Source organism: Pseudomonas sp. 1 R 17 (genome assembly GCF_900067035.1).
GTDB lineage: Bacteria > Pseudomonadota > Gammaproteobacteria > Pseudomonadales > Pseudomonadaceae > Aquipseudomonas > Aquipseudomonas marginalis.
Map to the genome: position 1 here is coordinate 328,273 of NZ_FKLB01000037.1, position 15,822 is coordinate 344,094.

General features: G+C 47.1%; 14 protein-coding genes. 9 read left to right on the top strand and 5 right to left on the bottom strand.

Annotated elements, in window-relative coordinates:
• Positions 1–48: 48 nt before the first annotated feature.
• The 9 genes from BFP99_RS13370 (at position 49) to BFP99_RS13415 (ending at position 10,215) form a co-directional block, all read left to right on the top strand.
• Positions 49–333 carry a hypothetical protein gene (locus BFP99_RS13370; RefSeq protein WP_027604176.1) on the top strand — a complete coding sequence of 95 codons (285 nt, stop codon included), beginning with the start codon at positions 49–51 and terminating at the stop codon, positions 331–333.
• Positions 334–463: 130 nt separating this feature from the next.
• Positions 464–760, top strand: a complete 297-nt coding sequence (gene ihfB, locus BFP99_RS13375) for an integration host factor subunit beta (protein ID WP_003218804.1) — start codon at positions 464–466, stop codon at positions 758–760.
• Between the two features lie 663 nt (positions 761–1,423).
• On the top strand, positions 1,424–2,458 hold the full coding sequence (locus BFP99_RS13385) for a polysaccharide biosynthesis protein (RefSeq protein ID WP_065947424.1): 1,035 nt from the start codon (positions 1,424–1,426) through the stop codon (positions 2,456–2,458).
• A 3-nt stretch (positions 2,459–2,461) separates the two neighbouring features.
• Positions 2,462–3,580 carry a UDP-2-acetamido-2,6-beta-L-arabino-hexul-4-ose reductase gene (locus tag BFP99_RS13390; RefSeq protein ID WP_065947425.1) on the top strand — a complete coding sequence of 373 codons (1,119 nt, stop codon included), beginning with the start codon at positions 2,462–2,464 and terminating at the stop codon, positions 3,578–3,580.
• A 67-nt stretch (positions 3,581–3,647) separates the two neighbouring features.
• Positions 3,648–4,778, top strand: a complete 1,131-nt coding sequence (locus BFP99_RS13395) for a UDP-N-acetyl glucosamine 2-epimerase (protein WP_065947426.1) — start codon at positions 3,648–3,650, stop codon at positions 4,776–4,778.
• A gap of 69 nt (positions 4,779–4,847) precedes the next feature.
• On the top strand, positions 4,848–6,047 hold the full coding sequence (locus BFP99_RS13400; RefSeq protein ID WP_083221176.1) for a glycosyltransferase family 4 protein: 1,200 nt from the start codon (positions 4,848–4,850) through the stop codon (positions 6,045–6,047).
• Positions 6,044–7,006 carry a UDP-glucose 4-epimerase family protein gene (locus BFP99_RS13405; RefSeq protein ID WP_065947428.1) on the top strand — a complete coding sequence of 321 codons (963 nt, stop codon included), beginning with the start codon at positions 6,044–6,046 and terminating at the stop codon, positions 7,004–7,006. Before BFP99_RS13400 ends, BFP99_RS13405 begins: the two co-directional genes overlap by 4 nt.
• Before the next feature lie 101 nt (positions 7,007–7,107).
• Positions 7,108–8,124: an MraY family glycosyltransferase gene (locus BFP99_RS13410; protein WP_065947429.1), complete on the top strand. Its 1,017-nt coding sequence runs from the start codon at positions 7,108–7,110 to the stop codon at positions 8,122–8,124.
• Between the two features lie 90 nt (positions 8,125–8,214).
• Positions 8,215–10,215 (top strand): polysaccharide biosynthesis protein, encoded by a 2,001-nt coding sequence (locus tag BFP99_RS13415; protein ID WP_065947430.1) that lies wholly within the window; start codon positions 8,215–8,217, stop codon positions 10,213–10,215.
• 35 nt (positions 10,216–10,250) lie between these two features.
• Here the strand turns inward: BFP99_RS13415 and BFP99_RS31935 are convergent, their stop codons facing one another.
• From BFP99_RS31935 to BFP99_RS31945, 5 genes are read right to left on the bottom strand one after another with little or no spacing between them, the layout of a single operon-like run.
• On the bottom strand, positions 10,251–11,435 hold the full coding sequence (locus BFP99_RS31935) for a glycosyltransferase family 4 protein (protein WP_083221172.1): 1,185 nt from the start codon (positions 11,433–11,435) through the stop codon (positions 10,251–10,253).
• 39 nt (positions 11,436–11,474) lie between these two features.
• Positions 11,475–12,917, bottom strand: a complete 1,443-nt coding sequence (locus tag BFP99_RS32775; protein ID WP_141690771.1) for a hypothetical protein — start codon at positions 12,915–12,917, stop codon at positions 11,475–11,477.
• A gap of 32 nt (positions 12,918–12,949) precedes the next feature.
• Entirely contained in the window at positions 12,950–14,011 is a 1,062-nt protein-coding gene (locus tag BFP99_RS13420) for a glycosyltransferase family 2 protein (RefSeq protein WP_065947431.1), read from the bottom strand.
• Entirely contained in the window at positions 14,001–14,957 is a 957-nt protein-coding gene (locus BFP99_RS31940) for an NAD-dependent epimerase/dehydratase family protein (RefSeq protein WP_083221173.1), read from the bottom strand. Before BFP99_RS31940 ends, BFP99_RS13420 begins: the two co-directional genes overlap by 11 nt.
• Positions 14,954–15,820: an alpha-1,2-fucosyltransferase gene (locus BFP99_RS31945; protein WP_083221174.1), complete on the bottom strand. Its 867-nt coding sequence runs from the start codon at positions 15,818–15,820 to the stop codon at positions 14,954–14,956. Before BFP99_RS31945 ends, BFP99_RS31940 begins: the two co-directional genes overlap by 4 nt.
• Positions 15,821–15,822: the final 2 nt, after the last annotated feature.

The following is a 15,822-nucleotide window of genomic DNA, read 5'->3' on the forward strand; positions in this document are numbered from 1 at the left end:
GCTGAATAGAGTATTGATAAAGGCGCTCCCGTGTTTTTAAGGATTTCGATGAACAGGCTTATCGTGGTGTTCGCAGTAGTAATGCTTGCAGGCTGTTCCGTTACCAGCGCCAAAACTCACGCAAGGCGCGGTGTCAGCGGCATTGAGGTCGATTGCTCGGGGTTGGGCAACAACTGGGATAAGTGCGAGAAACGCGCCGCCCGCGAATGCAGGATGCAGGGCTATAAGGTCATCACCAGGTCCAGCGACGCCAAGGACGAAGAGGGTGATTACTTGTTCGGTTGGAACCCTGCAGGAGCGGTCACTCGTACCATGCTCGTGATCTGCAATTGAGAGTGTGGGTCGCTCATGGCGGCGTTATTCAAACGGCAGATAAGTTGGTAGATGGGCTGTTCAAATTCATCAAGTCATGCTAAAACCTTCGAAGCGCTTTTCCTAGCTGCTTGAAAAAGAAGGGAAAAATATGACGAAGTCGGAGTTGATCGAACGAATTGTCACCCATCAAGGGCTGCTTTCATCCAAGGATGTGGAGCTGGCTATCAAGACCATGCTTGAGCAAATGTCCCAGTGCCTCGCGACCGGGGATCGAATTGAGATCCGTGGGTTTGGCAGTTTTTCGCTGCACTACCGCGCGCCAAGGGTAGGGCGGAATCCTAAGACTGGGCAGTCGGTGAGTCTGGATGGGAAATTTGTGCCTCATTTCAAGCCGGGGAAGGAATTGCGGGATCGGGTGAATGAGGATGAGGAGGAGGGGGTCTGAGACGTTTTGGGTTGGGAGGGGCTTATGCGTAGGTTTAAGCACGTTTTGATAGCGTTCGTTGTGCTGGTTTTAACATTTCTCATAATTGCATTTGTCTTGGAGAACCAGCGAAGTACGTCATTGTCGTTTTTTGGCTGGTCTACGGCTGAGCTTCCAGTGTCAGTGTTCATGGCGCTGTCATTAATGCTCGGTTTGATCGTTGGGCCGGTGCTCTGTTTAATTGCGCGTATCAAGAGATCTGATCGAAAAAACTAGTCATTTTCGTTGTCGGTGGGAGGAGTCAGGCAGTTCTGTAGTCTCCTATTCAAAAGACTGTGCAGCAGACGTCTCTGTGGATTTTCTTCGAGTTGGCAGGCCTTTTTGTTTTGCGATCAAGATGAGGGTGCGAGCTTGCACGTCATCTATTTGTGTTCGTTTTTGACTTTAAGGATGTAGAGCTTAAAATACTCATCAATTTCGTCACCCCCTTCATCTTTAACTGCACAACACAACGCTGATTTTCAGTCTGCATGCTGGCAAGCTTCGACGTTTTCCTTGAGCCCATTAACTCTTATCTGTAGCGTGTTTTCAGGGGGAGTCGAGGGGGCTTGTCGGTCTGCTGGTCTTGAGGTGAGTTGCCGGCTAGAAGCTTGTCGTGCTGTGCGGATTGCCCTAGGACTCATTATGTTCAGCGGAAAAACGCTCCTTATCACTGGCGGTACCGGCTCATTCGGTAACGCAGTGCTTAAACGCTTCCTTGGCAGCGATATCGCTGAAATTCGCATCTTCAGCCGCGATGAGAAGAAGCAAGACGATATGCGTAAGCGCTACGCTAATGCCAAGCTGAAATTCTATATTGGCGATGTGCGCGATTATCAGAGTGTGCTCACTGCCACCCGTGGAGTGGACTACATTTTCCACGCAGCAGCGCTCAAACAGGTCCCATCCTGCGAGTTTCACCCAATGGAGGCAGTCAAGACCAATGTCATTGGCACCGAAAATGTTCTTGAAGCTGCAATCCAGAACGCAGTCAAGCGTGTGGTTTGCTTGAGTACGGACAAGGCTGTCTATCCCATCAATGCCATGGGTATATCCAAGGCTATGATGGAAAAGGTAATGGTTGCCAAATCCCGTAATGTCGATGATAAAAGAACCGTTATTTGTGGCACTCGTTACGGTAACGTCATGGCTTCGCGTGGCTCGGTGATTCCCTTGTTCATCGAGCAAATCCGTTCAGAACAGGCATTAACCCTGACTGATCCGAATATGACTCGGTTCATGATGACACTGGCGGACGCCGTCGATTTGGTGTTGTACGCATTCGCGCATGGCCGTAACGGTGATCTTTTCGTGCAAAAAGCACCTGCGGCAACCGTCGAGACTTTGGCCAAGGCACTGACCGCTATGGTTGGTAAGCCCGAGCACCCTATTCAAGTCATTGGCACGCGTCACGGCGAGAAGTTGTTCGAGGCGCTTTTGAGTCGCGAAGAAATGGCGTGCGCTGAAGATAAGGGCGACTACTATCGTATTCCGCCAGATTTACGTGACCTGAACTACTCCAAGTTTGTGGAGCTTGGTGAAGAGAAAATCTCTCGTACGGAAGACTATAACTCCCACAATACCGAAAGGTTGGATGTGGCAGGTATGCAGCGCCTCTTGCTCAAACTTGAGTTTATGCAGGCTATCCAACGTGGCGAGCATGCTACGCCGGAGGAGTAAGTAATGAAGGTATTGGTCACCGGGGCTAATGGTTTTGTTGGTAAGAATCTGATAGCGCACTTGAGCGAGCGTAAAGATATCGAGGTAGTGCCCTTTACCCGAGATAACAGCATCGCCCAGTTACCTCTCATGGTGGCCGAATCCGATTTTATTTTTCACTTGGCAGGGGTCAATCGACCGCTATTGCCGCAAGAGTTTAAAACTGGAAACACCGATTTGACTCTTGCTCTTTGCGAAGCAATTAAGGTGAGCGGCAAGCCAATACCTGTTCTTTACACGTCGTCGATCCAAGCTGATCGAGATAATCCATATGGCGTCAGCAAACTCGCTGCTGAGCAGTTATTGCAGGATCTACACACCAGTCACGGTTCTCGCATTCAGGTGCTGCGTTTACCCAATGTATTTGGCAAATGGGCACGTCCCGATTACAACTCAGCTGTCGCAACTTTTTGCCATAACATCACTCGGGGCTTGCCGGTTCAGATCAATGACCCTAAGTCAGTGATCAGCCTGGTCTACATCGATGATGTTATTGATTGTTTCGTCAGTGCTATGGACGGCGGATCATTCGCTGACTCAAATCCGCAGGTAAGTCCGGTATACAGCATTACCGTAGGGGAGTTGGCGGATCAGTTGCATACCTTCCGTAAAAGCCGTGACACGCTGATCAGTGAAGCTGTTGGCACAGGGCTAGTGCGGGCGCTCTATTCGACCTACGTGAGCTACCTGCCTGTCGAACAGTTCGCTTATGACGTTCCTAAGTACGGAGACCCACGTGGCGTTTTTGTGGAAATGTTGAAGACCAAAGACAGTGGGCAGTTCTCTTACTTTACCGCTTATCCTGGCATCACACGCGGCGGCCATTACCACCACAGCAAAACCGAAAAATTCCTGGTAATCAAAGGCCTGGCCTGTTTCCGTTTTCGCCATATCATTTCTGGCGACTTTTACGAATTATTCACTAGCGGCGATGAGCCTCGGATCGTAGAGACTGTACCTGGTTGGACTCACGATATTACCAACGTAGGTGATGACGAAATGATCGTAATGCTTTGGGCAAACGAGATTTTCGACCGCGAGCGACCGGATACTTTTGCTCTGCCGGTTGGAACTCAAGCCTGAAGTCAAGGTGTGAAGCCGATGGTTAGGTTGATGATCCAGACGTTTATGAATTTGGAAGAGTGTTGAGATGAAAAAGCTAAAAGTCGTCACGGTTGTGGGCACACGCCCCGAGATCATTCGCTTGTCGCGAGTGATGGCGAAGCTGGACGAGCACTGTGAGCATATCCTCGTACATACCGGACAAAATTATGATTACGAGCTAAACGAGATTTTTTTCCAAGATCTTGGCATCCGTAAGCCCGATCACTTTCTCAACGCAGCAGGCGCCAGTGGTGCACAGACTATCGGTAACGTGATTATTGCCGTAGATCGCGTCCTGGAACACGAGCAGCCAGAAGCTCTATTGGTGCTTGGTGACACGAACAGTTGCATGGCGGTCATTCCAGCCAAGCGTCGTAAAATCCCGACGTTCCACATGGAAGCCGGTAATCGTTGTTTTGATATGCGCGTGCCGGAAGAGATTAACCGGCGCATCGTTGACCATACGGCGGATATAAACCTGACCTATAGCAGTATTGCCCGCGATTATTTACTGCGTGAAGGTCTGCCGCCGGATATGGTGATCAAAACCGGGAGCCCCATGTACGAGGTGCTCAATTATTACCGCGAGGGAATCGAAGCTTCGAGCGTATTGGAGCGTCTTGGCCTGGACGCAGGCAAGTTTTTTGTCGTGAGTGCTCACCGTGAGGAGAACATCGATTCGGACAAGAACTTTCTAAAGCTGGTAGACGTCCTTAACACTGTTGCAGCCCATTACGAACTGCCGGTAATTGTGACCACCCACCCGCGTACTCAAAAGCGGGTAGACGCAATGGGCGTCATCTTTCACAAGAACGTGCAACTGCTCAAGCCACTGGGTTTCAAGGATTACAACAAACTGCAGTTGACCTCCAAAGCCGTGCTGTCAGATAGCGGCACCATTAATGAAGAATCGTCGATCCTCAATTTTACGGCGCTGAACATACGTGAAGCCCACGAACGGCCTGAAGGCATGGAGGAGGCGGCGGTGATGATGGTTGGCCTAGAAGTGGACCGTGTCATGCAAGCCTTGCAACTCCTGGAACGTCAAGGGAGTGGTCACGAGCGCACGCTTCGCCTCGTATCGGATTACAGCATGCCGAATGTTGCCGAAAAAGTGGTGAGGATTATCCACAGCTATCGTGATTACGTTATGCGTACAGTATGGAAGCAATATTGATTGGATAGGTTCGCTCAAGAAAAGCCGCTGAAGATTCTGGTGGTCACTCAGTATTTTTGGCCGGAAAACATGCGAATCAACAACATGGTCGAAGGGTTTATCGCCATGGGGCACGAGGTGACTGTGCTCACCGGCGTGCCCAACTATCCGGAAGGCAAGGTCTATGCTGATTTCCGTGGGGACCCTGCGCAGTTCTCTAATTATCGAGGTGCTCGGGTTGTGCGCGTGCCGATGCTGGCGCGAGGCAGGCGCAGCATCACCCTAGCCTTGAACTACTTTTCTTTTTTTACGAGTGCCTCAATAGTCGGCAGCTATAAGCTGCGCGGTCAGTCATTCGACTCAATCTTCGTGTATGCCGTATCTCCTATTATGGCGGCAATTCCCGCACTGGTGATTGGGCGCCTGAAAAAAGTGCCGGTATTTGTGTGGGTCTTGGATTTGTGGCCGGAAACCTTGAGCGCGGTCGGCATTATCAAACATCCGAAATTGCTTGGCATGGTCGGCAAGGTGGTGTCCTGGATCTACAATCGCACCGACTACCTATTGTTGCAGTCACGTGCCTTTGATGAAAACGTCAGAAAGTACTGTACCCGCTCGATTTCGGCCGATCGCCTTGTGTACTTCCCAAGTTGGGCCGAGGACGACTTTGCCGGGGAGGTACAGGTAGCCTCCGAACTGCTTCAACGTGATGAGTCCGTCTTCACTATCTTGTTCGCCGGTAACCTTGGCGAGGCTCAGGACTTCCCGGCGATACTGGAAGCGGCCAAAGCACTCAAGGGAGATCTTCAGGTCCGATGGGTGATTGTAGGAGATGGCCGGGCCAGTGAATGGCTTACCAAGCACATATCTGAACATCAGATGAGCAATGTCTTGTTGTTGGGGCGTCATCCACTCGAAAAAATGCCTGCACTTTTCTCTGTGGCGGACGCATTGCTGGTGTCATTAAAAACCAACGAGGTTTTTGAAAGGACTATCCCAGGCAAAGTTCAGGCCTATCTGGCCTCGGGCAAGCCCATTATTGCGATGATTGATGGTGAGGCCGCTAGAGTGGTTGTTGAGTCAGGTGCCGGTATGGCCTGTGGTTCAGGCGATGCCCGAGGGCTGGCCGAAATCGTGCGCACCATGGGCACTTTAACTGCCCCAGAGCTTGAGCGTATGGGGCTGTCTGGTAGGGATTACTACCTTGAACATTTCTCCAAAGCCAAGTTGTTCGAGCGTCTTGAGTCGCTTTTCAGAAAAGCCACTTTGAGACAGGGCAATAAATCATGAGAATTATGTTGTTGACAGGTGCATCTGGTTTTGTCGGGCGAGCCGTGCTTGATCGTGTAGTACAGGATAGGCGCTTCGAGCCGGTCATTGCTGTCCGTAAAGCCCTTTCCGATTTACCCGGTACGACTAGGATGGTGAAGATAAACGCGATTGATGCCGCGTGTGACTGGAGTGAGGCAGTAACCGATTGTGCTGTTGTGGTTCACTGTGCAGCGCGCGTCCATGTGATGAGTGACGCTAGTGCTGATCCATTAGCGGAGTTTCGCAAGGTTAACGTCGACGGGACACTGCAACTCGCCAGGCAGGCTGCACAGGCGGGAGCCAAGCGCTTTATCTTTGTCAGTTCGATCAAGGTCAATGGTGAAGGCACGCGACGGGGCGCGCCTTACACCGCTGATGCAGAGCCTGCTCCGGTGGATCCTTATGGCATCTCCAAGATGGAGGCTGAACAGGCTCTTAGGCTATTGGCTGCGCAGACAGGAATGGAGGTTGTCATCATCCGTCCGACACTTGTCTACGGACCAGGAGTGAAGGCCAACTTTCTCAATATGATGCGCTGGTTGAGTAAAGGTGTACCTCTGCCCTTTGGGGCCATCCATAACCAGCGCAGTCTGGTCGCCTTGGATAATCTTGTGGACCTTATCCTGACGTGCGCCGAGCACCCATTGGCCGCGAATGAGACGTTTCTGGTCAGTGACGGTGAGGATCTTTCTACCACTCAGTTGTTGCGTAGAATGGCTGCTGCACTGGGGACTCCGGCACGCTTATTACCGGTGCCAGCATGGATATTGGAGTGCGGGGCCTCGTTGCTGGGGCGCAAAGCACTTTCTCAGCGCCTCTGTGGCTCGCTGCAGGTCGATATTGGTAAAACCCAGAAACTTCTGGGCTGGGTCGCGCCTGTGAGTGTTGATCAAGCTTTGTTAAAGGCTGCTCAGCATTTTTTGCACGTTAAAAAGTAGGCAAATAGGCGATTTTCGAATAACCCTACCGGCTTGAATTGGCTCGGCGACGAGTGATGCATCTCTTTTTGCCAGCATTCTGTTTCAGGAACTGATCGTACATGTCCATTTGGTTGGTGTTTGCAACGGTGCTTATAGCGTCGTTATTTTTGACTTGGGTTCTACGCCGCTATGCGTTGACACGCAGCCTGATGGATATACCCAACTGTCGCAGTTCTCACTCGGTGCCTACGCCACGAGGTGGTGGTGTCGCCATTGTCGTTACTTACCTGGTGGCATTGGGTGTGATGGTATCTATGGGGCTTATAGGTTGGGCTACTGCACTGCCTTTGCTGGGCAGTGGATTATTGATTGCCTTGGTCGGTTTTCTCGATGATCACGGGCATGTCGCTGCGCGTTGGCGTTTACTAGCGCATTTTGCAGCGGCGGCATGGGCACTGTTATGGATGGGGGGGTTACCCACATTAAACGTTGCGGGGGTTGATCTGAGCCTTGGTTGGCTTGGACACCTGTTGGCGGCCATGTACTTGGTCTGGATGCTCAATCTCTATAACTTCATGGACGGAATCGACGGCATCGCCAGCATTGAGGCAGTTTGTGCTTGCACAGGGGCGAGCTTGGTCTATTGGCTGGCTGGGCACGACGCACTCATAATAGCTCCTGGGCTACTGGCAATTGCAGTGCTGGGTTTCTTATATTGGAATTTTCCGCCCGCGCGCATCTTTATGGGAGACGCCGGCAGCGGGTTTCTAGGTGTCGTGATTGGAGTGTTTTCTTTACAGGCCGCATGGGTGGCCAATGAGTTGCTTTGGGTTTGGTTGATTTTGCTGGGCGTATTTATCGTTGATGCGACCTTTACTTTGGGCCGGCGTTTACTGCGTGGAGACAAAATCTACGAGGCCCACCGCAGTCATGCATATCAGTATGCTGCACGTAAAGTTGGGCGTCATATGCCAGTTACAATCACCGTTATGCTCATCAATTTACTCTGGCTGCTCCCGATTGCTGTGTGTGTCGGCATGGGGTTTAACGGGCTTATTGGCCTGGTGATAGCGTATGTGCCGTTGGTGATATTAGCCGTGAAGTTTCATGCCGGTGAATTGGAAACGCCTTCATAATAGGTACCGGCTGCGATTTTAAATAGATGAGCTATACGTAGGGTGCTGGTTTTTGAGTCGTTACTAGGGACTGAGGTAATTCAAAGGGTTATGGATAAGATAAGAGCATATCTGGTGGGAATGTCCCGCCGGCAAAAACGGTTTCTCCAGGTAGCGACTGACATCCTGTTGATTTGGTTCGCCCTATGGATGGCGTTCGTAATACGCTTGGGAATTGACGAGCTAAGCAATCCATTTGTAGTCCACCTTTGGTTGTTTCTCAGTGCGCCAGTGATAGCGATTCCCTTGTTTGTGCGACTCGGAATGTATCGTGCGGTGATGCGTTACTTCGGTAATGATGCACTTATTACAATAATAAAGGCTGTTACTCTTTCGGCGTTGGTACTGGCATTAGCCGTGTATGTGTACAGCAACCACCAAACTGTAGTCCCACGCTCGATAGTGTTCAATTACTGGTGGTTGAGCATGGTTATGATCGGTGGCCTGCGTTTAGCCATGCGTCAATATTTTCTTGGGGATTGGTTCGCGGCCGCACAGCACGTTCCTTTCACTAGTCGTGAGGATGGCTTGCCCAAAGTGGCCATCTATGGCGCGGGAGCCGCTGGCAACCAACTTGTTGCTGCTTTAAGAATGGGGCGACTTATGCGTCCTGTAGCCTTTATCGATGATGATGCCAGTATCTCCGATCGTGTGATTTCCGGGTTGCAGGTATACAAACCAAAAAATATTCAACGCATGATTGATGAGACGGGAGTGGGGGAGGTTCTCTTGGCCATTCCTTCTTGTTCTCGTGCCAGGCGTCGTGAAATTTTAAGTTACCTCGAAAGGTTTCCATTCCATGTACGGAGCGTGCCTGGTTTTATGGATCTTGCGAGTGGTTTGGTCAAAGTTGATGATATTCAAGAGGTGGATATTGCCGATCTACTCGGTCGCGATTCTGTCCCTCCCCAAGAAGACCTGCTCGCACACTGCATTAAAGGCCAGGTTGTTATGGTTACCGGTGCAGGAGGGTCTATTGGCTCCGAACTATGCCGGCAAATTTTATCTTTAGGACCTACATCGCTGATTCTGTTTGATCATAGTGAGTTTAATCTCTATAGCATCTTGTCAGAGCTGGAGCAGCGGGTAATAAGGGAATCCAGATCAATAAAATTGCTCCCCATTCTCGGCTCTGTGCGAAACCAGGAGAAGCTCCTTGATGTCATGAAACGCTGGAGTGTGGTCACGGTGTATCATGCTGCAGCTTATAAGCATGTGCCGATGGTAGAACATAATATTGCGGAAGGTATTCTAAATAATGTGATTGGCACCCTCAACACTGCTCAGGCGGCTCTGGAGGCTGGGGTCGCCAATTTTGTTTTGATCTCGACGGACAAGGCTGTCAGACCCACGAATATTATGGGCAGTACCAAAAGACTCGCAGAGCTGACATTACAAGCTTTGAGTAAAGAAGTTGCGCCGGTACTTTTTGGCGATTCGAGTAACGTATCAAGGGTTAATAAAACTCGGTTTACGATGGTTCGATTCGGAAACGTATTGGGGTCTTCGGGGTCTGTGATTCCACTATTCTACAAGCAAATTAAATCTGGCGGACCTCTAACGGTAACCCATCCAAAAATTACGCGTTATTTCATGACGATCCCTGAGGCAGCTCAATTGGTTATCCAAGCGGGTTCTATGGGAATGGGAGGGGATGTGTTTGTCCTGGATATGGGTGAGCCCGTAAAAATTGTGGAACTGGCAGAAAAGATGATCCACCTATCGGGATTAAGTGTTAGTTCAGATAAAAATCCGCACGGCGATATCGCCATCGAATTCACCGGGCTGCGCCCAGGAGAAAAGCTGTATGAGGAGCTTCTCATTGGTGATGACGTCGTTGCAACAAGACACCCAATGATCATGAGTGCAAATGAAGACTATCTCTCTTGGGAAACCCTCAAAAATAAACTGAGCGAACTGATCAGTGCTGTGAACGATGATAATTATTTACTGGTGCGTCAGTTATTGCGTGAGTCCGTCAGTGGATATTCCCCTGACGGAGAGATTGTAGATTGGGTGCATGAGCAGCAGCGTAGGCGACGAGAGCCATAATCACGGGATGCTTCGCCGGTTGCTAAGCCTTTAGATTACTTATTCTGCGGTAGCAAGGAGACAAACAACTCACGATTCTGAATGATTGATTCAGGAGCGCATAACTTGTGCTCAGAGAAGTCGAGAATATGCCTGCGCTTTTCTTGTTTTTCTTGAGGTGTTGTCTTGGAAAATGCATCTATCACCCGTGCAAATGACTGGGGCGTGCCAAGCGGTAAAACCCAACCGAGATTATCTTGTTCAAGCGAACGCCAAGGAGTTCTATCACTTAGTAGAACAGGCGTTCCAGCGCTAATCGACTCGGCGATCACATGGCCATAGTTTTCCCCCTGTGTGGGAAAGAGGAATAAATCGTACACAGAGAATATTTCTCTAACATCATCAGGCATTACTGTTCCGCAGTAGTTGTATTGAATGTGATCTGGTAGGGACGAAAGTAACTGTTCGCAGTGCGCCCAATAAGGTAAATCTTCCTTCGGGCCATAAATATCAAATTGGAGGCTGCATGTAGTCTCTGCAAGTATGCTTATAGCAAAATCGAGATTTTTCATGGGCGATATTCTCGATAGAAAAATAACGCGTAAAGAGCTTTCTTCTGTTTGATGCGAGGGTTGGAGGTTGAGCGAAGCTGGCGACGGTGAATTAACAGATGGTAAGTCTGAGGCGATTTTTATCTCGCTCTTATCAATGCCTAGTGCTTTTTCAATATCGTTCGCTTCAAATTCACTGGACGCCTGGAAAGTTAAATTTTTACTCAGGCGCAAAAATTGAGAAATGGCAATGTAGAGTTTCTTCTTGATTTTTTTTATTTCTAAAGCTGCTGAAGAAAACTCTCCCCTGGGAGCAAGAACGAAAGGTGTCGAATGATCACGCGATAAATAACGGTATAGAAGTGGGAAGATAGTAAATCTGCAATCAAAAAAACTATTCAAATATACGATGTCATGAGGTGTGGATTTTATTATTTTACGGATGCCTAAAAGGTTGAGCTTTTCTGCAGGTAGGTAATAGACATAGGCGTTTCCTTGGCGCTGCCAAACTTCGTGCTGGATGCTATGGTAGGGTATTGTATCGCCCAAGTCATGATTACGAGTGACGATCCAGAACTCAAGAGAATCATCTAGATGAGCAACCATATTTTCTATTGTGCGGACGGGGCCGCCACCTTTATAGCCCGGTACATAATAGGAAGAAAATGTTAATATTTTTAACTTGTTCATGTTAGGTCCGAGATAGTTATACACTTTAATAAAGAATTGCTAATAAAATTGTTTTCTAGGAAAAGGTATTTTTTGGGAAAGATAAATGGCGAAAAGTCCGAGTGAGCATAGAAAAAAATAAAATAATAAACCTGGCACGTTTATACCCATTTGGGCCACGGCAGTAGATATTATACTTGCCCACAGAGCAGTTAAAAAAGCGTTTGAGAAGATTTTGTGAACTATAAGCTCACTAACCAGTACGGTATATGTGATTAAGAACATGCAAGATATTACAATTAGCGTGCTGCCTGATAAGTAGAAAAGTGAAATAGGACCAGGTAAGCTAGCAAATAAGAACTTTTCTGAATCTGAAAATCTATAATCTGAGTTTGCGATATTTTGAAATTGCGTAGTTTTTCCAATTTCTACTTTTTCAGTTAGAACTGAAAGGAAAAGTGTTCGATCTTTTTGCTTGTAGGCAGATGTTGCCATTAGCCCCTCTAGGCCAATCCATCGATCCACAGAAAACTTTGAAAGCTTTAGTATGCTATTTTTGAAAAGACTTATTTCAAAGTTTATAGAGGGCTTTTGAACCAGCCCGGAATAATGATAATCGCGAATGGAATTAACTAGCGGAAATGTGGCGGCGTATAGTGCGAGCGCGCAGATTAGTATTAAGACAGAGGATTTTAAGTTGAGATTTTTTGTTAGCTTTCGATTTAAGAAAGTTGCCATAAAAATTGGTACGATATGAAAAACAAAGAGTCCTCTACTCAACAAGGAAATAGATGAGAAAGTTGCTTCAAATAAAGATAATAATACAATGTAAATATTTGCTTTGGTTAGGGAGAACTCCCACCACAATAAAGTGGCTATGGCCATAGCGAAACCAGTAGACATTAGCCAGGAAAAAATTGCATTCAGAGGCCAGATTATAGTCTTCGGGACTATTCCTATTTGTTGGAATGAAAAATAAATATTTATTACCGAAAGTATGATTATTGATGAAATGAGTATAATCCAAAGAGGGAGTTTTAATTTTTTGTACAAGGTTGGCGGTAATGGAGGGGTTTCTATAATTAAAGTAGACTGGTTTTTATTTGCAAAATTATAAAAATAGCGAGCAGCCAAAACGCCTATTACACCACAAGAGGCTACAAGCAGTATATTGTCCCATTCGTCGCCTGATCCGTTGAATTGGCCGATGGGCTCAACATAGTCATACTTAAATAATAAATGAAGTGTGGCTTTCAACCAAAATCCTAGCCATAACATGACCGATAAAAAAGTATATCCATAACTAACCTTTGAAAATAGTCCTGACAGCAGTAGAGCTAAGAATATAAGGGAGAAAAAAATATAACTATACTGGTTGCCAGGGTATTCAAAGGTGGCTAAAAGAAATAATGTTGACCACGAAAGCACCAGAAAAAATATAAAAATGTATTTTGCTTTTTTGCATGCAAGGAGGTGGGGAGAGAAGATCTTAAGTGCGTTCATAATTAGAAGTCTCTATATTTAGAAAGAGGTTTTTATCTAAAATTTAGAAAGACCAGCGCCCGTCGTGCTCCAATAAAAAACTTTCCTTCCGGACGAATTCTAAAAAAGCACAATATTTTTATTGTGATCATAGATTTTTTTGAAGGCACAATTGAGAAATTATTACACAGCTTTTTCCAGCGCTCAGCTAAATTTGGGTGATCTGCCGCGATCCTGATGTACATTCTAAATGCGTTTTTGAATATCATCTCGTGGGTTTCTTTTTCGGAGTGCTGTAAGACATAAGTAAGCGCCATGTCGACATCCTCAACGGATACCTTGTACCCACTGTTATAAATGTTCACAACTGAGCTAACACATGAAGTGTCACATCCCCATTGCGTTAGCAAGTGATTCCAATAATTTTCCTGAATGCCTCTTGATAAATTCAATTGCCGCAAAGCAGAGGAGGTGGAAATTTGAGTGGTGTGAACTCGATATTTAAGCAGAACCTCGGGTACGTTAGCCATCTTCCAGCCGCAAATTGCCGCACGAACCCAGAGATCATAATCTTCCGCCTTATCCCACTTGTGTCTATATTGTAGTCGCTTGACAAAGTCGGCGCGCATCATGACTGTGGGATGTGCAAAAGGTGATATGAAGAGTAAAGCTATCTTAATTGCACTGTCGGATTCCGGCAGTTTGACAATGCGTTTATCAGTCGTACCAAATCGTTTAACCCAACTTCCAACGATGTCGGCACCTGAGTAGTTTAAATACTCTAATTGCTTTTCAAATCTCGTCGATATTGCGATATCATCTTGGTCCATACGCGCAATCCACGTGCCTGTAGCTAGAGCGATGGATTCGTTGAGTGTATTAGCGAGGCCAGCATTCACTCTGCTAGAAAGTCTAATGCGGCGATCTATTTTTTCGTACTCTCGTAAGATGCTGAGTGAATTATCCGTTGAACCATCATCAATGATTATCAGCTCGAAATTAGACACGGTCTGATTTAATACTGAATCGATCGCGGATGCCAGGTGCGCAGCACCGTTATATACCGGAAGAATCACTGAAATAAGTGGTGCAGTATTGCATTCATCAGAATTCATGACGGTGCTTCCATAGCCAATCTCTGGTTGTTAAAAGGCCATCTAGAAAATGAACTTTAGGGCCCCAGCCTGTGTGGCTCTTGAGCTTTTGAGAATTGAGAATATTTGTACTCACATCAAAGCCCCGCTTTGGTAAATGTTCAACCTTGATGTCGCAATCGATATCTTTCATTATAGGTCTCATTATTTCAATTACATCCATATTACTGAGGCCCACTTCTGATCCTAGATTGTAAATCTCCGACAGTTTACCGTTTTCCAACGCATGAAATATTCCGGAGGCTACATCACTGACGTAAAGGTAGTCTCGCACGCTTCCAGCCTGGCCAAAAACTTTGATAGCAGAACCTTTTATTGATGAGGCGATTGCAGTGGCTATAAAGCCTTGACCGATGAACGGACGTTGACCAGTACCATATGCATTTGCAGGGCGAACACAGGTGAACCGAAGATTATGGGTCATAGCATAAAGAAAAGCATAACTTTCCAACGTAAGCTTCGTCACACCGTAAGGTGATATCGGTTTTGTGGGATGCTCTTCACTTATAGGCAGAGATAGCGCTTCACCGTACACCGTCCCGCCTGAGGAAACGAGTACCAGCTTTAATCCGCGGCGAGCGACCTCTGCAAACAACTGCACAGTAGCTGGGAGGTTTTGCTCCAAATCAGCTAATGGGTTTTCAAAAGATGTATTGGGTACTGTCGCATAAGCGAGATGGATCACCTCCTGTTGCGTATTCAATATGTTGCAAATAAGATTCTTATGGGCAAAATCTCCGGCTATATACTTAGCCCCTAGAGGAACCTCATAGCGCGGCTTAGCGCTTCGCCCAAGGACCGTCACGTTTCTCCCTGACGCCACCAGTTGTGCAACAAGAAAGTGACCGATGTAGCCTCCACCCCCAATAACGAGTGTGGTTAGACCTGGCGAGAATTTACTGATCATAGGCTGATCCAGGTCGGCGGGATAAGATCATCTATATGATTATTAGTGTTGAACCAGCTTTTCGGTGTAATGACGATTTTATCATTATTCGCATTTAGCCAAGCTCCCCACCAACTGAATGAACTGTTCGCAATGATGTTGTGTTTGCAGAGACTCATAAGTCTCATGTCGTTGTAGCTTGCTGCCCCATTGTTATGATCTACGTAACAGTGAGGGTGCTCTATTTTTAAATGTTCTTTTACCCAGTTTATATCATCTGAAAAAATGAAAAATGTTGGCGGTTTATTCATGTGAGTAAAATGGCTTATGGCAGCATGGTAGTAATCCAAAGAGCATGCGCTATATGCTGAGTTATTCACATAGTCGCCTCTTCGTATATGTAGGCTCACCGCCTCTGTATTGCTGATTAAGTTTGCAATGCGCGAATTTTCATTATCCATAGGTAGCTTGAACGAAAAATCTTTTCGGATAATAGATTCAATATTTTTGAAATAGCGTTCGCTCTGCCAGTATCCACTCAGATAGGTGTTGTCCGATAAGTCCTGAACACCCCGCCAGTATTGAAATGATGGTTCAATACTCAATGTAGTTTTGCGCAACCAGGCAAGACGGGGACGGTGCAGAATACTACGAACGACAGCGGGCGCTTGCCAACCGAGAATTTTTTGTATGTCCGAGTAGCTAGCTGTTTTAAAGTCGGCGCTAAATATTTTATTGAGCTCAAAGCCTTGATGTAGGGCGTATGATTCAAAAGAAGTAACGTCAAGGAATAATCCTGTATTTTTTTCGACAGACAGTGCTCTGGCAGCTGCATATTGAAACATCTGGTTGCCTAGGCCGCCTATAATATGTGCAATGATCATAT

Coding starts and splice junctions, on each gene's coding strand:
- BFP99_RS13405 (WP_065947428.1), top strand. CDS start 6,044: ATGAGAATTATGTTGTTGACAGGTGCATCTGGTTTTGTCGGGCGAGCC.
- ihfB (WP_003218804.1), top strand. CDS start 464: ATGACGAAGTCGGAGTTGATCGAACGAATTGTCACCCATCAAGGGCTG.
- BFP99_RS31940 (WP_083221173.1), bottom strand. CDS start 14,957: ATGATCAGTAAATTCTCGCCAGGTCTAACCACACTCGTTATTGGGGGT.
- BFP99_RS32775 (WP_141690771.1), bottom strand. CDS start 12,917: ATGAACGCACTTAAGATCTTCTCTCCCCACCTCCTTGCATGCAAAAAA.
- BFP99_RS13400 (WP_083221176.1), top strand. CDS start 4,848: ATGCGAATCAACAACATGGTCGAAGGGTTTATCGCCATGGGGCACGAG.
- BFP99_RS13395 (WP_065947426.1), top strand. CDS start 3,648: ATGAAAAAGCTAAAAGTCGTCACGGTTGTGGGCACACGCCCCGAGATC.
- BFP99_RS13390 (WP_065947425.1), top strand. CDS start 2,462: ATGAAGGTATTGGTCACCGGGGCTAATGGTTTTGTTGGTAAGAATCTG.
- BFP99_RS13420 (WP_065947431.1), bottom strand. CDS start 14,011: ATGAATTCTGATGAATGCAATACTGCACCACTTATTTCAGTGATTCTT.
- BFP99_RS13385 (WP_065947424.1), top strand. CDS start 1,424: ATGTTCAGCGGAAAAACGCTCCTTATCACTGGCGGTACCGGCTCATTC.
- BFP99_RS13415 (WP_065947430.1), top strand. CDS start 8,215: ATGGATAAGATAAGAGCATATCTGGTGGGAATGTCCCGCCGGCAAAAA.
- BFP99_RS13370 (WP_027604176.1), top strand. CDS start 49: ATGAACAGGCTTATCGTGGTGTTCGCAGTAGTAATGCTTGCAGGCTGT.
- BFP99_RS31945 (WP_083221174.1), bottom strand. CDS start 15,820: ATGATCATTGCACATATTATAGGCGGCCTAGGCAACCAGATGTTTCAA.
- BFP99_RS31935 (WP_083221172.1), bottom strand. CDS start 11,435: ATGAACAAGTTAAAAATATTAACATTTTCTTCCTATTATGTACCGGGC.
- BFP99_RS13410 (WP_065947429.1), top strand. CDS start 7,108: ATGTCCATTTGGTTGGTGTTTGCAACGGTGCTTATAGCGTCGTTATTT.